At 62.6% G+C, this 23,752-nt stretch carries 15 protein-coding genes; 6 read left to right on the top strand and 9 right to left on the bottom strand.

Going from position 1 to position 23,752, the window contains the following annotated elements; all coding sequences use genetic code 11:
• Positions 1-139: 139 nt before the first annotated feature.
• The 6 genes from ABEA02_RS05870 to ABEA02_RS05845 all read left to right on the top strand — a co-directional run bounded on the left by ABEA02_RS05870 (position 140) and on the right by ABEA02_RS05845 (position 13,465).
• Complete coding sequence (locus ABEA02_RS05870) at positions 140-988, top strand: DUF2189 domain-containing protein (RefSeq protein WP_345531934.1); 849 nt, start codon at positions 140-142, stop codon at positions 986-988.
• Between the two features lie 114 nt (positions 989-1,102).
• A complete protein-coding gene (locus tag ABEA02_RS05865; protein ID WP_345531933.1) occupies positions 1,103-2,689 on the top strand; it encodes a hypothetical protein in 1,587 nt (528 codons plus the stop codon).
• A gap of 48 nt (positions 2,690-2,737) precedes the next feature.
• Positions 2,738-3,586: an HDOD domain-containing protein gene (locus ABEA02_RS05860; protein ID WP_345531932.1), complete on the top strand. Its 849-nt coding sequence runs from the start codon at positions 2,738-2,740 to the stop codon at positions 3,584-3,586.
• A gap of 88 nt (positions 3,587-3,674) precedes the next feature.
• Positions 3,675-6,563, top strand: a complete 2,889-nt coding sequence (locus ABEA02_RS05855) for an adenosylcobalamin-dependent ribonucleoside-diphosphate reductase (RefSeq protein WP_345531931.1) — start codon at positions 3,675-3,677, stop codon at positions 6,561-6,563.
• A 216-nt stretch (positions 6,564-6,779) separates the two neighbouring features.
• On the top strand, positions 6,780-7,970 hold the full coding sequence (locus ABEA02_RS05850; protein ID WP_345531930.1) for a M48 family metalloprotease: 1,191 nt from the start codon (positions 6,780-6,782) through the stop codon (positions 7,968-7,970).
• A complete protein-coding gene (locus ABEA02_RS05845; protein WP_345531929.1) occupies positions 7,967-13,465 on the top strand; it encodes an AAA domain-containing protein in 5,499 nt (1,832 codons plus the stop codon). The genes ABEA02_RS05850 and ABEA02_RS05845 overlap by 4 nt, the downstream gene beginning before the upstream one ends.
• A gap of 30 nt (positions 13,466-13,495) precedes the next feature.
• Here ABEA02_RS05845 and ABEA02_RS05840 read toward each other — a convergent pair whose 3' ends face one another.
• The 9 genes from ABEA02_RS05840 to ABEA02_RS05800 all read right to left on the bottom strand — a co-directional run bounded on the left by ABEA02_RS05840 (position 13,496) and on the right by ABEA02_RS05800 (position 23,738).
• Positions 13,496-16,255 (bottom strand): bpX6 domain-containing protein, encoded by a 2,760-nt coding sequence (locus ABEA02_RS05840; RefSeq protein WP_345531928.1) that lies wholly within the window; start codon positions 16,253-16,255, stop codon positions 13,496-13,498.
• Positions 16,245-18,068: a hypothetical protein gene (locus ABEA02_RS05835; protein ID WP_345531927.1), complete on the bottom strand. Its 1,824-nt coding sequence runs from the start codon at positions 18,066-18,068 to the stop codon at positions 16,245-16,247. Before ABEA02_RS05835 ends, ABEA02_RS05840 begins: the two co-directional genes overlap by 11 nt.
• Complete coding sequence (locus ABEA02_RS05830) at positions 18,065-18,508, bottom strand: bpX5 domain-containing protein (RefSeq protein WP_345531926.1); 444 nt, start codon at positions 18,506-18,508, stop codon at positions 18,065-18,067. The genes ABEA02_RS05835 and ABEA02_RS05830 overlap by 4 nt, the downstream gene beginning before the upstream one ends.
• Before the next feature lie 2 nt (positions 18,509-18,510).
• A complete protein-coding gene (locus ABEA02_RS05825) occupies positions 18,511-19,629 on the bottom strand; it encodes an AAA family ATPase (protein ID WP_345531925.1) in 1,119 nt (372 codons plus the stop codon).
• A gap of 153 nt (positions 19,630-19,782) precedes the next feature.
• The gene (locus ABEA02_RS05820; protein WP_345531924.1) at positions 19,783-20,325 is read right to left on the bottom strand and encodes an RNA 2'-phosphotransferase; all 543 of its coding nucleotides are present in this window, start codon (positions 20,323-20,325) and stop codon (positions 19,783-19,785) included.
• Positions 20,326-20,435: 110 nt separating this feature from the next.
• The gene (locus ABEA02_RS05815) at positions 20,436-21,368 is read right to left on the bottom strand and encodes an ADP-ribosylglycohydrolase family protein (RefSeq protein ID WP_345531923.1); all 933 of its coding nucleotides are present in this window, start codon (positions 21,366-21,368) and stop codon (positions 20,436-20,438) included.
• On the bottom strand, positions 21,365-22,495 hold the full coding sequence (locus ABEA02_RS05810; RefSeq protein WP_345531922.1) for an AAA family ATPase: 1,131 nt from the start codon (positions 22,493-22,495) through the stop codon (positions 21,365-21,367). Before ABEA02_RS05810 ends, ABEA02_RS05815 begins: the two co-directional genes overlap by 4 nt.
• Positions 22,492-23,112, bottom strand: coding sequence for a nicotinamide riboside transporter PnuC (gene pnuC, locus ABEA02_RS05805; RefSeq protein ID WP_345531921.1), 621 nt, complete (start codon positions 23,110-23,112; stop codon positions 22,492-22,494). Before pnuC ends, ABEA02_RS05810 begins: the two co-directional genes overlap by 4 nt.
• A complete protein-coding gene (locus tag ABEA02_RS05800) occupies positions 23,112-23,738 on the bottom strand; it encodes a DUF4291 domain-containing protein (protein WP_345531920.1) in 627 nt (208 codons plus the stop codon). The genes pnuC and ABEA02_RS05800 overlap by 1 nt, the downstream gene beginning before the upstream one ends.
• Positions 23,739-23,752: the final 14 nt, after the last annotated feature.

The following is a 23,752-nucleotide window of genomic DNA, read 5'->3' as shown; positions in this document are numbered from 1 at the left end:
TGAGCCTTCGACTTGAGCCTCCACCTGCTGGCTCTGATCCGCTTCGCATGGCACCATGCTGCGCAAAAACCTGTATCGGGAGTAGCTAAGGGCGCGACCTGACGCGCCCTGCGCCTTCCGCTGCGCAACGGAGACAGGCGTGACCCAGAACAGCAGCCCACAGCAACCTGCGGAACATGCCGCCACGCACAGCGTCGGCGACAATGCGCCGATCAACCCGCCCGGTCTTTTTCCTCCCATCGCCGAGATCGGCCTTGGCGCGCCTTTCCGCTGGCTCAGGCAAGGCGCACGAGACATGATGACCCGTGCCCAGGAGAGCTTTTTCTTCGGTTTCTGCTTTGCCGCCATGGGCCTGACGGTGACCAAGGTGTTCGAGCATGCCTACCAGTACAGCTCGGCCATGACATCGGGTTTCATGCTGCTGGGTCCGTTTCTGGCCATTGGCCTTTACGAAATCAGCCGCCAGGAAGCTCGCCAGGAACGCCGATCGTTCAGCGAGACGCTAACGGTCTGGCGCCGCAATGCCGGCAACATCGGCATCTTCTCGCTGGTGTTGATGGTTATCTTCCTGATCTGGGCACGTGCTTCGCTCGTCGTCTTTGCCTTGTTCTACACCGAAGAGATGCCCAGTCTCAGCGGCTTCCTGCTGCAGATCACGGATCCGAAAAACCTCGAGTTCATCATGGTCTACACCTGCGTCGGCCTTTTCTTCGCCCTCTTCGTGTTCGCTGTCAGCATCGTCTCCATCCCCATGATGCTGGACCGTAACCAGGACGCCATCACCGCCATGCTCTCCAGCGCCATGGCTCTGGCTCACAACCCCGGCCCCTGCCTGCTATGGGCCTTCCTGATCGCCGCGCTGACGATTCTGGGGTTCGCCACCTTCCACATTGGCCTGATCGTCGCCATGCCCCTGGTCGGCCACGCTACCTGGCACGCCTACCGCGACCTCGTCCGCCCCACACCTCTCGCGCCCGGACAGGGATAGACTCCGCTGAGCCGTCTGCAACGACCGGTTCGCGGCCACCCCTCTTCATTTGCCGCCGCGAACCGTAACGTGCACCGAAAGGCACAAAGGGGTGCCGGCTTTCGGTTGTAACCAATGGAATTCAACATCGCCATGCGTCTTCCCGCGCGCCTTGCCCGCCTCAGCTTTCTGCAAGCCGTGCTTCCCTCGGGCAGCCACAGCGTGGCACCGCTCAGCCGGGACATGTCGCGCTGGTTCGCCGACCTGCCGTCCGACAAGCCCCTTGTCATCCTCGACAACCTGACGCAGCGCGCGGCCAGCATCGCCAGTTCGTCCGAGTCGCCCAGCAAGCGATTCCGGCAAATAGAACAAATACTCAACCACGCGGAGCCCTTGCTCAAGCGCTTCGAAACCCAGCTGGATCAATCCCGCCTGCCACTCGACACTGCCAGCCGGCACGCGTCCGAAGCCTGTGACCGGCTGCTCAAGGCGCTCTCCGAAGCCTGCGTCAAGATCGTCCAGGCCATGGATGGCAGCGCTCTGCAACGCCACCTGCACGGCAAGATCTTCGGCGCCGCCATCCTGCGTGCGGCCCAACTCATCCACCGCCGTGCCGCCGTGGCGCAACGCGCCCGCTCCGCCGGCTCGCCACGCCGCTGGAAGATGCTGCGCAAGCTTTTGCTGCTGGCCGAAGCGCACGGTCTCTCCCGCACACCAGCCTTCGACCACGACACCGAAACGGTCGAACAGGTCGTCGTCCGCGACTGCCTGCTGGCCCTCTGTGACCCAGCCAGCCTCGAAGGTGCCGAGCTGTCCCGCCTGCGCTTCTACATCGCTCGTTTCGGTCACCTCGCCGCACTTTCAGCCGAAACGCCGGCTCCCGAAGACCTTGGCCCGGGCATGTTCGTCTTCAGTGACTCCGAACGTGGCCCCAGCAAGCTCAAGCCCGGCCAGGCCCTGCTGGACAAGGAGCGACTGCTCGATTGCCGGCAACTCGTTGATCGCATCCACCAACAACTCGCCGGCCTGCGCCAGGGTTTGCATGCCACCAAGCTCGGGCTGCCCATGGTGGCCAACGAGGCTTCCTACGCCTTCATGCTCACACGCTGCGCCGAACAGTGGTCTGATTCGCGCTCCAGCCGCAAGATGAAGCAGGATTACCAGCCGCTCGCCACGCTGATCACAGGTTTCGACCCCGTGCGGCAGTACCTCTCCAGCGGTGCCTGGAAGTCGCTTCAGAACGGTCGCCCCCGCGTCGTCGGCGCCATTCCCGCCGTTGCCTGCGAATGGCGCATCATCGAACAGGCACGCACGGGCTTCGGCCTCCGTGAAGCCGGTCCGCACACCCTGCCCATCAACGTCGGCGAACTCGTCGCCATGCGCCCCCTGGAACGCGCCAGCGTCCATCTCAGCATCGTTCGCCGTGCCCGCAGCCACGAGACCACCGGCAAGGAAATTTCGCTTGAACGCCTGTGTGGCACCGCCCTGCCGCACACCATCGACAAGAAGCTTCCAGACGGGAACATCCAGACCTTGCCTGTGCTACTGTTGCCGCGGGTGCAGTGTTTTGAAGGCAATCCCGGTCTGCTGGCCCCACATGGCGACCTGAAACCGGGTGTGCGCGTTACGGTCGAACAGCGTGAAGGCAACGTCACTTTCGAAGTCGTTGCCGTTGTTGAGAAGCTCGCCTCCTGCGAGCTCGCCCAACTCAAGCGCGTCTGACTGCGAGGCGGCCCGCGCACTGCTCCCGTAACCTGATCGGGAGTCACCATGTACCGTGCGCAAGAACTGGTGGCGAGCCTCGACAAGCTCGCCAGTCTGCCCAGCGTCTATTACCGCATCCGCGACAAGCTTGATGATCCTGACGCCACCATTGCCGAGCTGACACAGGAAATCGCCAGCGACCCCGCACTCAGCACTGCTGTTCTGCGCGTCGCCAACAGCGCCATGTATGGCCTGCCACGCCGTGTCGACAGTATTGGTCAAGCCTTGAATCTCATCGGTCTGCGCACGCTTGGCGACATTGTGCTCACCAGCAGCATCGCCACCACCTTCGGCGGCATCCACGCCGGCACCATGGACATGCTGCGCTTCTGGCGCAGCTCGGTGCGCTGCGCCCTGCTCTGCCGTGTGATGGCGGAGCAACGTGGCGATGTACTCGCCGAGCGCATGTTCCTGCTCGGCCTGCTATCCGACATGGGTCACCTCGTCATGTATCAGGCAATTCCCGACCTCAGCGACCTGGTGCTCTCCACCGGCGGTCTCTCGCTCGAACAGCGCGCGGCCCGGGAGCGCGAAGTGATCGGCTGCGACTTTGCCGAAGTCGGCGTCGCGCTGGCCCACAGCTGGCGACTGCCCGTATCACTGGGGGTCACACTGGGCGCCCAGCTGCAACCCGAGCAAGCCGGTGACCTTGCCCCCCAAGCAGCCTGTATCCGCTTTGCACGGCATCTCGACGATGACATCGAATCCGATGTCGCGCTGGATGATCTCGCGCAAAAACACGTCGCCACGTGGCGGGCACTATCCGGCGCCGAAGACGCCTCGGTCAGCGCCCTTGTCACCGCTGCCGAAGCCAGCCTTCTCGAAATGCTCGTCGCCATGGGGCTTGCGCACTAACGCCGCGCGCCTGGCGTTTCTCTGTGGTACCCCGTTTCCGACATTCGCGCCTCGTACCGGGCGCACCCCATCTGCAAGGAGGCTCCCCATGAGCCAGCAAACCATCCAGACCCTGCAAGACCAGGAAATCTCGGCCGAGGTACTCCTCGAAAAATATGCCAAGGGCAACGAGGGCAGCGTGCAGGATGTCCGCCGTCGTGTCGCGCGCGCGCTCGCTGCAGTCGAAGCCGATGACAAGCAACGCAACGCCTGGGAAGAGCGCTTTTTCCTTGCACAGGAAGCCGGCTTCATCCCCGCCGGCCGCATCAATTCCGCTGCCGGCACTAGCCTCAGCGCCACACTCATCAACTGCTTCGTGCAACCAGTCGGCGATGCCGTCACCGAAGAGACCGATGGCCGCCCCGGCATCTACACCGCGCTGGCGCATGCTGCTGAGACCATGCGCCGTGGCGGCGGAGTCGGTTACGACTTCTCCAGCATCCGTCCCGAAGGTGCGCTCGTGCGGGGCACCCAATCACGTGCCAGCGGCCCTGTCAGCTACATGCGTGTTTTCGACCGCAGCTGCGAAACCGTCGAATCGGCTGGCGCTCGCCGCGGTGCGCAGATGGGCGTGCTGCGTTGTGACCATCCCGACATAGAAGCCTTCATACACGCCAAGGACGAAGGCGACCTGTCGAACTTCAACATCTCGGTCGCCGTGACCGACGCCTTCATGCAGGCTGTCGAAGCTGATGGCGACGTCGAGCTCGCCCATCGCGCCGAGCCCGGTGCCGAAATCAAGGCCACCGGCGCCTGGCAACGCGAAGACGGCTGGTGGGTTTATCGCAAGGTGCGCGCCCGTGACCTGTGGGACCAGATCATGCGCTCAACCTATGATCACGCCGAACCCGGCATCCTGTTCCTTGACCGCATGAACAAGGACAACAACCTCGGCTACTGCGAAACCATCGAAGCCACCAACCCCTGTGCCGAACAACCGCTGCCGCCTTATGGCTGCTGCTGCCTCGGCTCGATCAATCTCACACGCTTCGTCCTCGACCCCTTCACCAGCAAGGCACGCTTCGACGAAGCCGCTTTCGGCAAGTGCGTCGAGACCTCCGTGCGCATGCTCGACAACGTGCTCGACGCCACCCACTGGCCCTTGCCGCAGCAAGCGCAGGAAGCCGCCAGCAAGCGCCGCGTCGGCCTCGGCTTCACCGGACTCGGCGATGCCCTCATCATGCTGGGCCTGCGTTATGACACGCCCGAGGCGCAAACCAAGGCTAGCGAGATCAGCATCTTCATGCGCGACTGCGCCTACCTCGCTTCGGTCGAACTCGCCAAGGAGCGCGGCGCCTTCCCGCTCTTCAACGCGGATCTCTATCTCTCCGGCGGCAACTTCGCTTCGCGTCTTCCTGCCGAGATCAAAGATGCCATCCGCAGGCACGGCATCCGCAACTCGCACCTGCTGTCCATCGCCCCCACCGGCACCATCTCGCTTGCCTTTGCCGACAACGCCAGCAACGGGATCGAACCCCCGTTCTCGTGGACCTACCAGCGCAAGAAACGCATGGCCGACGGCACACATAAACAGTACGCCGTCGAAGACTACGCCTGGCGCCTCTACAAGCATCTCGGTGGCGACATGGACAAGCTGCCGCAGAGCTTCGTCACCGCGCTCGAAATCTCCGCGCAGGCGCACAAGAATATGGTCGCCGCTGTCGCCCCCTACATCGACACCAGCATCTCCAAGACCGTCAACGTCCCCGCCGACTATCCCTATTCCGACTTCGAAGACCTCTACATGTCGGCATGGAAAGCAGGGCTCAAAGGCCTCGCCACGTATCGCCCGAACAGCGTGCTGGGCTCAGTGCTATCTGTCGAACCCGCATCCACGACGACAGAGGAGAAACGCGCTCCGCATGACGTGGTCCTCAGTGGCACTCTCAGCGACGCCAACCGCCGTCTCAGCATCCCCTCGCTGCCCGCGCCCGTGCTTGCCAGCCTGCGCTGGCCCGGCCGCCCCGAGCTGCCCGACGGCAACAGCTCCTGGACCTATATGCTGGAAAGCCCCGCCGGCTCCTTCGCCATCTTCGTCGGCCATGTCGAACCTGAAGATGGCCGTGGAGCCCACCCGTTCGAAGTCTGGGTCAACGGCGCCGATCAGCCACGTGGCCTCGGCGCCCTCGCCAAGACGCTGTCGATGGACATGCGTGCCAACGACCGCGCCTGGCTCAAGCTCAAGCTCGACCAGCTCGCCTTCACCGTTGGGGAGTTTGGCCACAATAGTGCTTTTGACCTGCCCTTCCCCCCGCATGGCGAACGTCGCCGCGTCCCCGGCGTGGTCTCGGCATTCGCCCAGATCGTGCGCTACCGCTGCGAAAAACTCGGCAGCTTCGACACCACGACGCCAAGCAATGCCCCGGTACTTGATGCCGTCTTCAGCGTGCAGGAGCCCAAGACCGGCACCGACGGCACCCTCTCCTGGACCGTCGACATCAACAACCCCGCCACCAGCGAGGACTTCGTGCTGGGCCTCAAGGAGATCACCCTCCCCGATGGCATGACGCGCCCCTACTCGATGTGGCTGTCAGGCAACTACCCCCGCGCACTGGATGGCTTGGCACGTCTTCTCTCGCTCGACATGCGAGTGCTCGACCCCGCCTGGATCGGCATGAAGCTGCGCAAGCTGCTCAACTACCCCGAACCCCTCGGCGACTTCATGGCCTTCGTCCCCGGCACCCGCCGCCAGCAGAACTGGCCCAGCACCGTCGCCTACCTCGCGCGCCTCATCATCCACCGCTACGCCATGCTCGGCGTGCTCGACGAGAACGGCTACCCGACGCGCGACATGGGCATCCTCGAATCCCCACGCGACGAAAGCGAAGCCCGCGTCATGCAAGGGCGACTGTGCAACGAATGCGGCAACCTTTCCGTAATCCGCAAGGATGGCTGTGACTTCTGCACGGCCTGTGGCGCCGTTGGGACCTGCGGATGACCTGCGTGTTGCCGACTCAACATTTGAAAAACCGGGGCCTACCGAACTGTTACGAAAATTCGACCCCCCGAAAGCCCGTCCAGCAAACAAGCCAGCCAATCGCGCGCCTCAATCAGTCCAGCGCCCCTGCTCTTCTCCGCCCCTGTGCCGGAATACCGGACCCGGACAACATATCCACTTGTAGAATCCTCCGGTTCCCACTACCGGAAAACCGGCATGTCTCAGGTCCCGCAGCTCGGCATGTTGATGCCGCTCGAATACCACACAACCATCGTGGCCTACCTGCAGTGTCGCGAACCAGAGGTATGGGAATGGGGGCGCAAACGGACCAACCACGCGGAACAGCTGGAAGAGCTGCGTGCTGCCCTATTGCGCGAAACCTACCGCATCGATGCAGACGCCCATCCGACTGTGCATGCCACACTGTCTCAAGCCATGGACAGACTAGGCATCTCGGCACCGGCGACGCTCTACCAGGCGTCTGCCGTCGACATGAATGCCATGCTTGTTTATGTACCGGGTGAGGTGCACATCATCCTGCACGGACCGATTCTTGAACGGCTTGCTGAAGACGAGTTGCTGGCCGTCTTCGGGCACGAGCTGTCGCACTATCTGCTCTGGTCACGGGACGAGGGAAAGTTTCTCGTTGCCGACCGTATCCTCAACGACGTTCAGGCCTCTTTCGCAGTCCAGGCGAGCCATCTGGAAACCTACCGTCGCTACGTGCTGCACACCGAACTGTTTGCTGACCGTGGCAGCGCCATCGCGGCAGGCAGCGTCGGGCCAGCGATCTCGGCCCTCGTGAAGGTGCAGACCGGCATCAGCAAGGTTGATCCGGCTGCCTACCTGCGGCAAGCCATCGAAATCGAATCCAGTGATGCCAAGGCCAGTGCCGCACAGTCGCACCCTGAAACCTTCATACGTGCCCGCGCGCTCGCGCTGTGGTGGGATGAAACTCCTGATCTGGAGACCTGGCTTGCCACCCGCCTGCACGGCCCGCTCGCCATGGAGCAACTCGACCTGCCTGACCAGGCGAAACTGCAGGCCCTGACGCGGGGTTTCCTCGCATATTATTTGACCGGCACCTCGCTAGGCAGTGACGCCGTGCTGGCGCAAATACGTGCACTGTTCCCTGACTGGAGCGACAGCGAGTCTGCTGTCGGCCCGGAACACTTCGTGGCAGATAAGGTAGATGACAGCGTGCGCGGATATCTGAACGCGCTGATGATGGACCTTGCTCTGGCCGATCCTGACCAGCAGGACGCCGCATTGCAGCGCGCTGGCCAGGTTGCGCAGGCTCTCGACAGTTTCGAGGCCCTGCTGCTCAATCTGCGACGCGACGCAGGCTTCGGCAAACGGGAAATCGATCGCTTCAAGCGACAACTGACCAAGGAGGTGCGCGCATGAACGCGCCCGAGACCACACCCTCCGCGGCAGAAAGCACTCTGCGTGAACTGATTTCTGCGCAAGGCGGACAGGCATTGAGCACGGATGACGTACTGGTTCTGGTCCTGCCGCTGTTCCAGCGAGTCGCTGAGCTGCATGCCCAGGGCAAAGTTGCCTCGCTGGACCCCGACGCCATCCTCGTCGATGCCCAGGGAGGCCTCTGTCTGCGCCGAGCCGAGGGCGAAGCACCACGCATGAACCTCGACGCCATCCGCCGCGTACAACCGCACGCGACGTCAGGCTTGAACATCGTGGGCACGCTCCAGAGCCATCATCGTGAGGACGGCCGCCACGAAGTCTCCGATCTGGCCGTGCAGCCCGACCTGAACGCCGAGATCACACGCCCGGTCTACCTGCCTGGCCCAAGAAGCTGGGAACAACAACTCAGCCACCACGACGAAATTACCGACATATTCATGCTCGGGTGCGTACTCGCAAGCCTCGCCTGCGGTCTGGACTTCGCAGACGAAGGCGACTTGAATCGATTCGCCCCCCATCGACGCGACCTGTTCATACTGAACAACCGGTTGCACCCCATCGTAGCGGCCGTCATCGTGGAGATGACCGAACTCAACCGGCACGAGCGGGCAACCGACGTTGCAACCCTTGCAACGCGCCTGCGAACCTGGCGTGACCAGCCACTGGGGCTCGACATCGAACGTGCGATGGCCGGCACCTCAGGTGCAGCGCCGCGCCGCACAGCCGTGTTATCACACCTTCGCGACAGGCTGTTCGACCTGTCCCGCCGCAATCGCCTGCTCTACTACCGCCCGACCGCAGCAGCCGTCAATCTGACGGTTGCCAGTGTTCCCCTCATGCTACAAGTCGACAGCATCCGCGCGGAACAGATATGTACTTGGGGCGGCCCCTTTGCTGCTGAAATCGTGGCTGGCAAACCGGTGTCTCTGCAACGCTGGCTGCGCTTTGAAGACCAGCCCTATCTGCCCGCTGCACTGGATCGCCTCGTCTCCGAAACACGCCGTGACCGCGCCGAGTTCGGCTTCAGCAATCTGCGTCTGGTCGTCGCGTTCCTGCGCTGGCACAACCTCAAGGAAGCGCCAGAAGAGCGCATCACCACCCCCTTGCTCTGGGTCCCCGTGGAGCTGGTCAAACGCAAAGGTGTACGTGACCAGTACATGATCCAGTGCGCCAGTGGTGAGGCGGAATTCAATCCGGTGCTGCGGCATCACCTGAACCAGCTCTACGACATCCGCTTGCCCGAGACCGTCGATCTGGACAAGACCAGCCTGTCTGACGTGCATGCCGACATCCTGAGCCAGATCCGTCGCTCCGAGCCTTCCGTCGAACTACGGCTCATCAACAAGGCTGCCATCAAGCTAGTGCGCCAGAAGGCGCTGCAACGCATGCAGCAATATCAGCGCCGTCGTCCGGCCAGCAAGGTCGTGTCCAGCAAAGGCAGCTGGCTGCCGCCATACAGTTACGCACAGGATGACTACCGCCCGCTCGGACGCGCCATGTACGAGCACTGGGTACGCCCCAGCGAACTGCCACAACGCCTCGAAGCTGGCGCAGCACCGAGCAGCAGATTGCGTCAGCCGCATATGAGCGACGTGGTCGAAGATGTCGCGGATCGCACGGCCTACGTGCTGGAAGAGTCGCAAGGCCATCGCTACGCATGGGATCTCGACCTGACCCAGGTGACGCTGGCCAACTTCAATTACAAGAAGATGTCTCTGGTTCGCGATTATTCGCAACTGCTGGACAGCCCGGAGACCAATCCATCGTTTGATCGCGTGTTCTCGATTGAACCGCGCGAACTGGAAACTGCCGCGGCTCCGCTACTGCCTGCCAGCGCGCTGTGGAGCGTCGTCGCTTCCGACGCGACCCAGAACGCCGCCGTCAGCCTGGCCCGCACCGAGCGCAGCTTCATCATCCAGGGGCCGCCCGGTACGGGAAAGTCGCAAACCATCACCAACCTGATTGCCGACTACGCCGGTCGCGGCAAGCGCGTACTGTTTGTTTGCGAAAAACGTGCGGCACTCGACGTGGTGTTCCACCGCCTCAAGCAGAGCGGCATCGATTCCCTGTGTTGCCTGATCCATGACTCCCAAACGGACAAGAAGGCCTTCGTCACGGATCTCAAGACCTGTTACGAAGGCTGGATTGTAGCGCCACACAATGGTGACAATCTGCAGGTGCAACGGCGCACGCTCACCGATGAATTGGGCTCCCACCAGCAACGCCTGGAAGCCTTCGAATTGGCAATGGCGGCGGCACGCGATAGCCTGGGAGGCAGCGTACGTGCGCTGCTGCGCCGCCTGCAGGATCTTCCGGAAGTGCCCGAACTGGGACAGGCCCGGCGCGAACGCCTGCCATCACTCGCCAATTGGGACCGACAGCGCGACCTGACACAGCGCGTCCATCGCGCAATGCGCGAACGCTTCGGTCTGGAAAGCCTGGCTGGGCACCCCTTCGCACTCCTGTCAGCCGCCCTGCTCGCCGACGAGCATGCGTTCGGCCGCGCTGAGCAGCTATGCCAGGACATGGACGCACTCTTCGATGCACTGGACCCACTGCTCGACGACGAGACCGGCCTGATCCGCCACGACAGTAGCCTCGAACATGCCAAAAACATTACGGAGGATGCGGACTGGTTGCTCGCAACCGGTCTGGCTGCGCACCTTGAGCTGCTGAATGCCCAGTCCGCCGCACAAGCATCACTGCGCGAAACTCGAGTCGATCTCGAAAATCTGACGGAAGCCCTGAACAACACGCAGGTGGCGACGACCCACTGGCGCGAAAAACTGACACCGGAAGACACGGATTCCGCACTGGCCGTCGTCCGTCGCCACGAATCATCCGTAATGCGCTGGCTCCAGCCAGACTGGTGGCGCGTGCGCGGCGAAATCAAGCGCCGCTATGACTTTGCCAAACATGCGGTGCATCCCGGTTACACCAAGGTGCTGGATGCGCTTGCCGCGGAACACGCCGCAACAAGCGCGTTGCGCTCTGCCGAAGCCGCCGCACGCAAACACTACGGTGTGGCAGACATGCAGGGCTTCCTGCAGGCACTGGGCGAATTGACCCAGAGACTGCAATCCGGCGGCGCTTTGCGCACGATGATCGATCAGCTCACGCGTTCAGCAGACCCTGTCGGCGCGACTCGGGCCGTGGCATCCGCTAAGGAGTCGCTGCGTCAGCTTGCCGCACAGGCAAGTGAGTCTCTGGTGCTGGACACAGGCGTGCGCCTCGGTGATATCGCTGAACAGATGCGCGACCTGCGCGAAGCGCTCGATGACCTGCCAGATCTGCTGCCGCTGCTACGCGCCGTTCATGCCGCCGATCCAGCCTGCGCGATGGCACTGCAACGGCTCGACCACGCACCGGCCCTGCTCGACGCATTGATCGCCGACGAAGCACTGCGCCGGCTCGAACGCGAAAGCCCGGTCCTGGCGCGTTTCGGTGGCGCCGGCCTGGCGCAGTCTGCGCGCGCGGTCGCACGCATCCAGCGCGATCTGTTTGCCCTGAACGCACAAGTCGTACGCGCCACCTGGCATCGGCAGTTTGCCGAGCACGTACGCACCACTGCGCTGTCTGCGACGCAGCTCGACACCGAGGGCAAGAACTTCAAGAAGCTCTACTCGACGGGACGTCGCGAGCTGGAACACGAATTCGGCAAGAGCATGCGATATCGCTCGATCCGCGATCTCTGCGACGACGAAACCGGCATGGTCATCAACGACATCAAGCCCATCTGGCTGATGAGTCCGCTGTCCGTATCGGACACCCTGCCCCTGTCCCACGACCTGTTCGACGTGGTGATCTTCGACGAGGCCAGCCAGATCCCGACCGAGGAAGCCGTTCCGGCGCTCAGTCGCGCAAAGCAGGTCGTGGTCGTGGGGGACGAAATGCAGCTGCCGCCGACCAGCTTCTTCAGCACCTCCGGTTCGGAAGGTGAAGATGAAATCATCATCGAAGAAGACGGAGAACGTATTGCGATAAACCTCGACTCAGACAGTCTGCTCAATCAGGCAGCTCGCAATCTGCCCGCCACCCTGCTGGCCTGGCACTACCGCAGCCGCCACGAATCGCTGATCAGTTTCTCCAATGCAGCTTTCTACGATGGTCGCCTGGTGACCATTCCGGACCGGGCACTGGAACAGACGGAAGCCGAGCCCGCCCCCGTGCTCTCGGACACCGAGGGGATTGGCATCCAGGGTACGGACACCTTGCTTGCCCGGCCAATCAGCTTCCACCGACTGGCAGACGGCGTCTATGCCGAGCGTTGCAACGTGCCCGAGGCGCGCTACATCGCGCAGGTCGTCCGCGAAATGCTGCGCAGGGATACGGGGCTCAGCATCGGCATCGTGGCTTTTTCGGAAGCACAGCAGAGTGCCATCGAGACAGCCCTGGATGCTCTTGCCGCACAGGATCAGGAATTCGCCACGCAGCTGGAGCGCGAGTACGTGCGTGAGGACGACGATCAGTTCAACGGATTGTTCGTCAAGAACCTCGAGAACGTGCAAGGCGACGAACGCGACGTGATCATTCTCAGCATCTGCTACGCGCCAGGTCCGGACGGCAAGATGCTCATGAACTTCGGTCCGATCAACCAGCGCGGCGGCGAGAAGCGGCTGAACGTCATCTTCAGCCGAGCGCGCCACCGCATGGCCGTCGTCACGACCATCCAGGCAGAGGCCATCACCAACGTTCACAACGATGGGGCCGCAGCACTGCGTGCCTTCCTGCAGTTTGCGCAATCCAGCGCCGTGGGACAGTTCGAACGCGCGCAGTCAGTGCTCGGCGCCCTCAACCACGGGGCACGCAGTGCTTTCACGCGCGACGTGCCGCCCGACAGCATCCGTGACGCGATTGCAGCTGGCCTGCAGGCGCGGGGCCACACGGTGCATGTCAGCGTCGGCCGTTCGCAGTTCCGTTGCGATCTCGCCATCGTCGACCCGGCAGGCGCCGGCTATGCACTCGCTATCCTGCTGGACAGGCCTGATGATGCAGTGGCCGACACGATGGAGCGTTACGTGTTCCGGCCGGGCATCCTGCGCAGCTTCGGCTGGCAGGTACTCGACATTCCCGGCCGCGACTGGCTGGACGATCCGGACGCGGTGATCGCCCGCATCGAGACCCTTCTTGCCAACGGCGAGGACAAGGCTCTCGATGTCGAGCTGGAAAGCCCCGTCGAGCCCCTGAGCCCCGCCCCTGTCAGTTCCGCCGCGCCTGAAGAAGCGACCTCCGGCCCTTCCATCAAGGAGACCGAGGATACTGCAGAGCATGTTGTGGCGCTGCGCTTCGAGCAAGGCGGGTCGCGGAAGTTCTGGCGGGCGCGGGTTAAGGGCTGCGAACTTGATGTCAGCTATGGCCGTATCGGCACAGCAGGACAAAGCGCACTCAAGCAGTTCGAGTCAGCCGAGCGCGCCAGACGGGAGATGGACAAGCTCGTCGCTGAAAAACTACGCAAGGGCTACGTCGAGGAAGCGTGACGGGACGCTGCGCTAATGCGCAGCGGCGCTTTATTGCACAGCGATACGTGCGCTGGCGCAGCTGTCTGTGTCCAGCGCAAACAGGCGACCCTGCTGGTCGAAAGCCAACCAGCGAGAGCCCTCGACACGCAGTCCGATGCCATTCGTTAATGGCCAGGTGACGCTGGCCTTGCACTGTCCGTCGGGCATATGGATGAACCACACGGCAGCGGTGTCCTGAAGACGCATGGCAATCGCCAGCCAGTCGCCATAGACCTGCAGGTTGAGAACCTCTCCCCACTCCATCACAGGCAGGGGTAACACGCGGGCTCCTGTGTGACTGGTATAGCTCAGCACAACTGGACCATCACCAGGCTCGGCAAGCGATAGCCGCGTCACTTCGAAGCGACGCCCCAGTATTGGCCACTGCTCAGGTTCGAGCCGCACGTCGTCACGACCGGCCAGACGACGCTCCGGCAAGGTGTAGCGCCACCACTCACAGGCACCATCCGCGCCCCTGATCAGCAATTGCTCAATGTTGCCGTCAGAGAACAGGGCGTGGACAGGGCCGGGCAGATCGTTCACCTGCCACAGCACGGACTGCAGTGAGCGCGTGGTGTCGAGCACACGCAAGGACTTGCCCTGCACGACACTCCAGTTGCTGCCATCGAATCGTCTGGCATGGTGGTCACACTGGATGACGCCCAGATCGCTGACGCTGCGAAGGCTCAGATCAAGACGCGTGACGCGCCACACTTCGCTGCGGCGTACAAGCGCCAGTGCAACCTGGCCGCTGCCGGCAATGACGAAGTGCTCTGCGGGCACGGGGAAGCGGCAAATGCTCTCGCCATCCTTGCCGACAACAACGACACCGGCCTCTCCCAATGCCAGCAGATAGCGCCCTGCCTCCAGCGGCACGGCATCAAGTATGGCTCTCAGCCCGGCTTGTGGTGCCTGCCATTCACCACATCTGGTGAGGCTTGCCAGTGGTTTGAGCTTCGCCACGGGCAAGGATGCGTTGGGCAGGTCTGACTGCAGCACGCGATCACCGGAAAGGTCCAGCAGGCGCTGCAGCGCCTTCTTGTCGAGTCGCCCCGTTTCCATCGCCTGATCTTCCAGCACGGCATTCACGATGACACGTGCAAGACCCGCAGTGCGTCCCTTTGCCGGAATGGCAATCAGCGCCTCGGCCAGGGCTGCACGCTCTTCGCTGCGCTCCGGTTCGTCACGCAACGCCATGAGGTACTCAGCATAGGTATCCAGCGTGTCCGGCAAGAGTGCCGCACGCTTCACCAATGCCCGCGCGGCGAGAAAGCCTCCGCTGGCCTCGGCCGCGAGCAGCCACTGGCGGGCCATCTCACGCGCCTCGTCCACAGACCATACTGCATCGACAGCCTCCAGCCATCTGCCTTGTGCCGCCAGCGTCTCGCCCCATGCCAGACGCAGCTGCCGTGCCGGATCCGGGTACTTCTTCTCGAGCATTAACACGGCGTTGGCGAAAGAACCATCGCGACGCGCTACGGCAATGGCTCGCCGCCAGTCTCCGGCGAGACAGCTCAGTCTGACAATGACATCGGATGGCCGGTCCCAGGCCAGTGCCAGATCAGCCGCCTGTTTGAAGCGCCCATGCTTTTCGAGGTAGTCCAACGCCTCCTGACGACTCTGCAGCAGCTCAGCCAGGATGAAGACGGCCTCCTCTATGCGCCCCTCACGGTCGAGCTTCTGGAAGCTCTGTCGATAAAGCTTCCTGAGGTAGTCGTCGACACTCTCGCCGTAGTTGACGGAGGGCGCCTGCCGGAGATGCTGGCTCAACGACAGATCGCTGCGCGCCTGCGGCGTACCGAAGGCCTGGCCCAGCGAATCCGTGTCACCTCCCAGCGGTATGGCATGACGCAAGGCCTCATCGAGCTTGCCCGATTCGAACATCTCGATCATGCGCTGCAGATAGGCTGCGTGTTGGCGGCCAAGCAGACCGGACAAGCGCGTCGTCATCGCCAGCTTTGCCAGCCAGGAGCGCCAGCGCTGCGACGGGCGCTGAGTCTGGCGTGGCGCAACTTCGTCGCCCCATGCGTGCTGCTTCAATGCACCACTGCCCTGCTGCGCATTGCCGCCACGCCCCCCAATACCTAGCGCCCCGAGCACAGCAGCCAGCCCACCAAACAGCAAACCAGTAAGGACACTACTGACGAGTCCGCCGCGCCCCCCGCCCGCCATGCCCGACGAGCTGCCCTTGTCACCTGCAGCGCCCCGCGCCTGCATGGCGCGCAGAAAACCCTCGCGCTCGGGGCTGGAGGATGGCACGGCTGGCCCCAGCACTTCACGTACGTCCGGCATGCCCTGCGGCACTTCCATCTCTGGTGGCGGCAAGGTGGCGCGACAGTCATAGGTATCGATCAGGGCATAGTCGCCAACGTGCAGCCATTCTCCCGGATCGACGACCTTCCCCTCGGAGAACTTCAGCGACACGATATTGCCCCCGACGACAAGGCGGACGTCAGCGAGAGGCAGATGTGCCGTCTCGACAGGCTCAAGCACGGCCGAGCACAGCACGCCATCATCGTTACGCAAGGGCCAGCCCTTCATGCCTTCGGTATCCATCTCCTCGCTGCTCGCATAGCGCAGCAAATCACCGTCGGCGAAGGCGTACAGCCGCGCCCCCACCCGCCAGGAGTCGAGAATGCGTAGCTTGCGTTCAGTAATGCCGAACAGCCCGCCAGGAAACCAGATAGCGGCGACAGGCTGACGCCCTTGCAAGACAGGGCGACGCACGCTGGCGCCGTTGGAGGCGTGGAATACGGGTTCAGCTTGCATCGCGCGCCTCCCCCTTGCCATCCATGATCAACCTGACCGCACGGTCACGAACGGAATAAACAATCAGCTCGCGTTCGTCCGTCAGCATGGCGACGTCACCGCTGTCGGGCGACACGGACAACTTTCGGATCGGCGATGCGGTCATGTACAGCGCTTCGCTCTGACCTCCGCTGAACAACACCAATGCATTCCGCTGCGGCCCAAGCAACACCAGCGAGAAGCGCGCGACATTGCGCTCCAGTACGAACCCTATGGCTTGCCATCCCGCCGGCAGGGTGACATCGGCCGAATCGAACGGCTGCCCCGGTTTGCCCGAGGGCGTGTAAAGCCGCCAGCGTTCCGGCGCCTCTTCATAGCGGACCGCACAGCCACCCACGGCGTTCCTGAACAACGAAGCGCCTGCAAACAACACACACGTCTTGCCGAACGAGGGATCAAGTGTGCAAGTCCACTCGCGCTTGCCAGCCCAATTCGAACGATGCAGCGTGAGCTGCCCACGCTCGTCGCACAGGTACACGACGCCTCCGATGTCCATCTGTGCCATACCCAGCACATTGACGTCGAAGTGCGTCATCTGCGTTCGACCGCTGGCATCCGCCTTCCAGTGGATCAGACGACCAGCCTGGTCCAGCACGAACAATTGATCGCTGCCGTGCACCTTGCACCAGGCACTGGCCAGCAGGTCCGCACGCCCGGAGGACGCCTCGAACTGCTCGCGCGGCGGGCGCGAAACACTCCGCAGCCGGTCCACCTGCCAGAAGTCCAGCGTTGCCGCGCCGCTCAACAAACCACCCACCTTCTTGCCGGAGAAAGTCAGCGCCAGCGGATTGAATGTAGATGGCCATGCCTGACGCTTTGGCTTGCCGACTTTCTGACTCTGCTTGCGCGGAATGTGAAACACCATGACGCCGTGCCCCTCCAGCAGGGGCACCGCCACATGGTTGCCTTGCGTGCCCAATACCGGCGGCAGCGTGATGGCCAGCCTGTCCGGACTCGACAGGCGTTGCGGTGCCACCGTCAAGGCCGCCTTGGTGAACTGCCCTTGCAGCAGTTGCGACGCGGATTTCTCGTTCGGTAGCGGCAGCTGGATGCCACGTCTCAGTGCCCCGTCACGCACGGCAACGTCGAGTGTTGCGCCGTTAATGGACAAACGCAAAGAGACACGATGACTCCATGGATCGTTACGCCGCGGAGTCTCCGGCAAAGCTGGGCCGATCAGCCAGCACTCGGCCGGCTGCAAGGACTCTGCCTCCAGCCAGTCCAGCCATTGCTGGCGATGTGCATCGGTCTCGGCTACATAGCTGCGCGCGCGCAACAACTTGCGCAGATGATCAAGCTGGTTCGCTTCGCTCAAGGAAGGTTGCTCTTGCAACACCCCCCAGCGCAAGTCGCCACCTGCCTCGCGCGCGCGACGTGCGAGCAGGATCCACATGGCGAGCTGTGCCAGTCGCGGCGCCCCGAGCTGACGCGGCCCCGCATCAAACACCGCAACGATCAGCTTGTCTGCCTGCCGGGCGCGCGGACGCGGCGCGAGGAACAGGTGCTCGCCTGCTGCCGCGCGCCGCAAGAATTCGTCCGGCATCTCATCGGCATACAACCATTCACTACTCAGCAGACGCTCGTAAGAACCGCGCCGGTGCAGATCCCCCAGGCCGTCCGGTTCAGGCGTGCCCCCCGGCCGATACCCGTGATATGGCCCAAGCAATGGATGCAAGCGACGCAACAACCCGCCCGTTTCGGGCACCAGCTCAGCTGGAAACCAGCTCAACCACTCACCCCATCCTGCAAGTTCATCCGGCAACTCGGTGTTCATGCCTGGGCCCCGACTGATTGCCAATTCGCGTGGATCCGTGCCAGCAATGCTGGCGACCCAGGCAGTAGTCTGTCCAGCGGCAAGATCGCCCTCGGGTCTGGCCACAAAAGTAGCGGAACACGCGCGTGCATGCTGGACAACGCATTGAACAGAAGGTCTGCCGGCACGTCGGCCGCCAGCGTTGTAGGCATGCACAGTGCGGGAACCTCCGGGCAACTTGCGAAATAGCCTACGCCCTCTGACCACGGCAAATCATCGACGGCGCCGGTCACAATCAGCACATCGCGACTTGCCGTCAGGGCGAGCCGTGCCAGCCGCACTTCGTCCATCTCCTGCAGCCGGAGATGCAGACGCAGCGCTGCGTCGCCCCAGGCAAGCATGCCTTCAGGCGTGAGCGCGAATGATCGCGGGCGCCATTGCCAGCGCAAGCCTGCAGCCATCGTCAAGCCGGAACGATGAGCAATTCAGCCAACTGGAGACGCAGGCCTGCCAGTTCTTCAGGCATGGCCTCGGCCGTGAAGTTGGCATCGATCTCACGCAGCAGACTTTCTGCATGGGCACGCTGGCTGCCATTGCTGCCGGCAAGACAATGCCGGGCCGACTCGACAAGACGGGCCACACGCGACATGGGCTGCAATGTCGCCTCTTCCACCGCAGTGAACAGATTTTCGTTGGCCGAGGCGGCCAACTGGTCGCGCAATACTTCGCGCGCCTGCAGCTGGCTCTCACGCGTCGGCAGCGTGTAGAACAAAGGCCACAGATCGTTCAGGCTTGCTTCCGTCCGCCCTCCGAGCACGGCCGCTGCCGCGATGAGGCGCTGCGCCTTTACGATGCGACGGTCCGAGAGCTGGATACCCGCTTCGCGCAACTTGCGTATGGCATTGACGAGTGCGGGGCGAGCGACATCCAGGCTGACCGAACGCACGGCCTGACACAATACGTCGAGATGCACCATGCTGCCCCGCGCCTCGATCGGATTCTGATCCGACTGCCAGCCCCCCGCCAACATGGCTTCCAGCTGATGGTCCGCCACAGGCTGCACGAACAGATGAAGCAGGAAGCGGTCGGCAAAAGCCGCCAGCGCCTCATCGTCCGGCAAACCGTTGGCCGCCCCCACGCAGACCCGAAGCGGACACGCAATCTGCGTGTGACCGCGACGGAAACGCCGCTCGTTCAGCACCCCAAGCAACGTGTTCAGAATGGCTGTCGAACCGAGAAAGACTTCGTCGAGGAAGGCGATCTCGGCCTCCGGCAACATGCCGGACACGTCTGTCTCTACCGTGCCCTCGCGCAGCTTCTTGAGATCGACCGCTCCGAAGAGCTCGGACGGCTCCGTGAAGCGCCCAAGCAGATACTCGAAGTAACGCCCCCCCATGGTCTGTGCCACACGGCGGACCACGGCGCTCTTGGCCGTACCGGGCGGGCCGATGACGAGCAGATGCTCCTGAGCGACAGCCGCGAGAATCATCAACTCGGCCATCTGGTCGCGACCGATGAGACCGGAAGTCGCAGCGCGAATGCTGGTACGAACTTGCTGGGCGGATTGTTGCAGTGAATTCATTTTGGGTCTTATCAGGGGCAAGCGATTCTGAAGGGGGCGAAAATTCACGCTGGCGCACCTTGCCAGCAAGAGTCACGGAATTCTAGCGTCGGCACTTTACCGGCAGTCGGTCAGAATTCCTGTTCTGGCCAACTGGACTTCGCCATGCACCTTTCATTCCGGAAAGCGAATGAACACCGTCGGCACCGCGTCGACCAGCCAGACGCCGTTGGCCGACACATAGAAGAGATGCCCGGCGCGCGCCATGTCGCCCGAGCGGATCTCCAGCATGGCCAGCTTGCCATGGCGAGTACCGACCGCCGCTGCAGTCTCCCGGCTCGCAGAGAGGTGAACGTGGTGCCGAGCGCGGGGCAGCAGGCCTTCTGCGCGAATGGCCTCGATGAAGCGTGTCGCCGTGCCATGGAACAGATGATCTGGCGGTGAGACCGGAACCAACCCCAGGTCCACCGGAATGGAATGCCCCTGGTTCGCACGGATCCGCTCACCATCGTCACTGATGATGAAGCGGCGCTTGTCCGAGGTCTCCACGACCTGCTCAATGTGCTCGCGATCAAGCTGAGTACCGTGCCGCCGAGCACAGCCCATCAACTCGTCAATGTTGGCCCAGCCCTGCGGGTCAAGGACCAGGCCGATTTCTTCCGGCTTGTGGCGCAGTATGAAACTCAGGAACTTGCTTGTCTTTTCAGTGTTGCTCATTTTGATTCGTCATGTTCGCAACCATTGATCACATTCCGCGACGCAGTGCTGCCTGTTGAAAGATTACTCATCACACGAATGCCTGGACCTTGCAGGAGCTCAACTGCCTGTTACTGCTGCTCCGCAAGAGCGAGCAACTGCACGGCCATGTCCTCGATTTCCGTACGCATGACCAGCTTCTGCAGCCACGCCTCCGGTATCCCCTGCACACCGAAGCATGCGCCGGCAAGCTGCCCACAAATTGCCGCCGTAGTATCCGCGTCATCACCCAGATTGGTTGCCAGCAACACAGCCTCTTCGAAACTGCTGGCCTGCCAGAAACACCACAGCGCAGCCTCCAGCGACGCCACGCAGTAACCACTCCCCCGTATTTCGTCGCGCGACTTGGATCGATACGCGCCATCAGCAATCGCCTGCACAGCGGGCGACAGAGGTTCCGGACAAGGAGCAGACAGAATCTCTTCGCGCGATGCGCCAAGCAGCGCAAGCCTGAGCTGCAGGGCGAACAATCGCGAGCACTCGATTGCCTCCCGTGCGGCATGCGTTGTCCGCGTGCTTTCACCGGCGTACAGGAACGTCAGCTGCAGATCATTGGCGTAGAACATCGGAATCGGCGCGAGACGCATCAGTCCGCCGTTCCCGGCCGTATCCGGATCGATGTCACCCGCGAAGGGGTCGCCAGTCTGGAGATAACGATCAAGCGCTCGCGAGATCGTCACCCCGATGTCAAAACAACGCCCGTTGCTGCTCATGTATCCCACACGAGTCCAGTTGCAGTAGCGGTTCATCTGATCGACGGGATCAAACCCGTTCCGGTAGATCAGGCTTGCCGCGAGACAGAGGGCCATCGACGTGTCATCCGTCCACTCCCCCGCCTGCAGCTCGAAGGGGCCGCCACCCACCATATCGGTAAGCGGCGTGAACGATCCGCGTGCAGAAAACTCCACGGTCGTACCGACGGCATCACCGCACGCCAATCCCAGGAGGCAGCCCCGATAGCGATCAAGCCTGCTCAGCGCAGTCGGGTTACCTGCTGAATTCATCTTCCGGGGCTCCTGTATTCAAGCGGCACGGAAAACTGCCGGCATCTTGCCAACACGGCGTCGACCTCGCGAATGGTTGCCGCGAGACGCTGCGCCCGGTCTCCGCGCACTTCGATCCAAGGTATGGCCTGTGCGGCCAGGACCTGCCTGAAACGCTCCGTCATCCATGGCCGCAAGGGCTCACCGTCACGCAGACCGTCGTCTTCGAAAGGCACGCCGGCATGATCAGTCAGCACGTACAGCGCCCTTGCCGGCATTGCGGCGGCGATGGCTTCAACCTGCGTACTGCGACACGCACGATACCGCTCATGCCAAATCGTCGTCGCCAGCGCATCGGTATCGCAGATCAGCACCGGGCTGCCCTGCATGGCCGCATCCTGCTCCAGCCGGTTCTGCTCATGCGCAATCGCAATGAAGTCACTCTCTTGCCACTCAATGTCGGTAGGCACACCAGCCTGTCCGCGGGCACGGGCCAGCGCGACGAGATTGGCGCTGTACTCCCGGCCAAACTCCGGCACATATCGCGTCTGGAACCAGACATCACCACGGGCCCGCAGTGCTGCGGCGATGTCACGGGCCAGCGTCGTGGTGCCTGACGACTCCGCACCGACGATGACGACACGCGCAGCAAGACCAGCACGAACCGGCGAGGGCAAATCATTCCAGTGCGCGTAGAGATCGGCACGCACAGCAGTGCCGGAGACAGGGAACAGGCTGCGCGTCTGATCCAGACAAACGTGAGCCGCCTGGAAGCGGTTTGCCAGTTCGTCGCCATAGGCCTCTGAACTGAACACCGCATCGACCGGCTCTGAAAAACCACGCTCCGCATCTGCTCTGGCAATGGCTGCAAGCATGATCGCAACATGCTCTTCCCAGACGGCCGGATCGTCGTAATCGACGCGCACATCATCCATTTCAGCCACTACACGCACGTTCAACCAGTCGCGGCAGCAATCCTGCAACCAGGCCAGACGCGCAGCCATGGGAATGCTTTCCACACTGCTCGCTAACAACGTGACTGTAACGAGCTGGCAATGCTGTGCCGCCGTACGGATGAGGTAGAGATGGCCTGCGTGAGGCGGATAGAACTTGCCAACGACGAGGCCATGCTGGTACGGGCGCCTCATGCCACCACCTCTCCTGCAGGCACGAGCTTGCGCCATGACAGCAAACCGCGGACACAGATCAGCAGGAAGACGACGTACAGGACCGCAATCAGTGGCAGCTCACGGCTCCAGTAGAGCGGAATGGAAATGAGATCGACGACGATCCACCACCACCAGCTTTCGAGCGCACGACGATTGAGCAGCCACTGCGCACAGAGGCTGAGTGCCGTGATGAGCGCATCCACAAACGGGGCACTGCCCTTCACGTGCAGCAGCACCTGCCAGAACAACACGGTCATCACCACAGCGACCGCACCGAGGCGCAGCTGCACTGCCACTGAAACCCGGAAGACAGGCGAATCCTCCCGTGCATAATGACCGTGTAGCCACTGGTACAAGCCCAGCGCGCTCATGACGATGAAAACCACCTGCAAGCAGGCATCGGCAAAGAGGCGCTGTGAGAGGAACACCAGTCCGAGGATGGCACTATTGGCGATGCCCACTGGAAAGTTCCAGACATTGGCGCGTGCCGTCAGCCAGACGCAAGCGATACCCGTAGCGAAGCCGCTGATGTCGCCCCACGACATGGGCATCCCCATGAAGGTCAGGACCGGAGTCGTCAGGAAGTCCATTGCCATCACTGACTCCCGACCTGACCCGACTGAGACGCCGGCACGTAAACGTCTTCGCGTGGCGTCATCAAAGTGTGCCAGTCATGAACGTGCTGACGCTGGGTTGATACGAGATCAGACATGTCGATGACTTCAAGCAGTTCGCTTTGTGCAAACGCCTTCAGCGTATCGCCACGCAAACCGAGTTGCACCGCGCGACGGCTCAGCTTGTCACCTGACGGTGAATGATCTGGATCCCATTGCAAGCGGACATCGGAAGCCTGCACCGCCTCCTGCCAGGCTGCACGATCCGCCATGCCGCTTGCCTCAAACGATGAAGCGACGGCCGCGTCGAGCAGCGAATCAAAGAATGTGCGACGAATGCGCAAGCCAAGAATCATCTCCTGCCCTTCCTTGGTCCCCCAGCCTGCGCGATACATCATCCACAGGAAGTTGGGCTTTATCCAGCTCATGCGCGAGAGGCTGAAGTCAGGGCCGCCGAGATAGCCGTTGGCAATGGCAAACTGGCCAATTGAAGGACGATATGCCTGGTAGACGATGATGGAATCGGTGTCGTACTGGGCAAGGATGTGCTGCCCCTCTTCGGGCCAGCGTGCTGTCTGTGTCTTGTAGTTTTCAGTTTCCAGATTCATGGGGTAGGAATATT

Origin of the sequence: Viridibacterium curvum (genome assembly GCF_039544165.1) — a bacterium.
Taxonomy (GTDB): Bacteria; Pseudomonadota; Gammaproteobacteria; order Burkholderiales; family Rhodocyclaceae; genus Viridibacterium; species Viridibacterium curvum.
This window is presented reverse-complemented; position numbering and strand designations above follow the sequence as displayed.